This is a genomic window from Oleiphilus sp. HI0117, from assembly GCF_001635235.1.
In genome coordinates, this window is record NZ_LWGA01001168.1 from 1 (window position 1) to 986 (window position 986).

Below are 986 nucleotides of genomic sequence, written 5' to 3' on the forward strand. Positions count from 1 at the left end.
TTTGAACTAAGCAGTTTCAAATAATCTAAATCACTTTCTCGTATCTTATCTAAGTCTACAAAATAAGATTTTGTTGTCTTTACAAGCTTGAGTCTAGTGTTTAGAAGGGGGGGGAGAGATATTAAGTTGTCTCGTGTTTCGCTTGCTAGCGCTGGTAAGAACACTTCATTCCAATTCGCAATTTTATCGAGATGAGCTAAAAGTCCTTTAATGACGTCATTTTGGTTTGCCTTGCTGAGGGTGCGGTTTACTAATATTTGATTATATTCAGTAGTGAGTTCATCTAGGTGTGTGTCGCCGGTATTGTTTAGGTAGAGTCCATCCGAGTGAACTATGTGTAATCGGACTGTTTTATTGAAGGAAATAATCATGCCAGAGAGTGGTGTGCCATTAACTGAGCAAGATACGAGGTAGACGGGGTGTTGGTTAGGCAGAGCTTCTAGCCATGTTTCTACCCATGGTATTGATTGGAAAAAATTGTGCTGACAATATGGAAGTAATTCTTTCCACTTAAGTAAAGCTTCGGCTTTGTGATTAAGAGCATCTAAATGTTGATAAGTTATATTATTTATCACGTTATTGAACTGAGTTATATTTGAAACCAAAATGGGCTGAATTAAAAAGTATAAGATGGTTCGGTCAAATGTCTAGTCATATTCAGACGTTTATGCAAGTCAGTCTTAAAATTACTAACGTAAGCTTGTCTGAGATAGTTCCCTTTTCATTTATAATTGAGGATGACCGTTTATATTCTCGGGGTTGCGGCGTTTTTCAAGGTAGTTGTCGCCTGAGCATTTAAGCTGCTTGTTTTTCCTTCTCCGGGTTCAACTTAACGTCACCCACTTTCTCCCAGTTCCGCGTAGCTTTTGACCACCTTATTTGGTTCTTTCTTTTCATCTTGCGATAAAGCTCATCCCTCTTCGATAATATTTCTTCATCCAGACCTAAGTGCCTTTGCTCTGGGGTAACAAAGTTAATTCGACTAT

General features: G+C 38.3%; 1 protein-coding gene and 1 pseudogene. Both read right to left on the reverse strand.

Translation table 11 applies throughout. The annotated features are described in order from the left end of the window. A partial coding sequence (locus A3757_RS27720) for a hypothetical protein (protein WP_231878340.1) occupies positions 1-575 on the reverse strand: 575 nt, incomplete at its 3' end. Between the two features lie 220 nt (positions 576-795). Further along, positions 796-986: pseudogene (locus tag A3757_RS27105) on the reverse strand (IS3 family transposase); the annotation flags it as partial.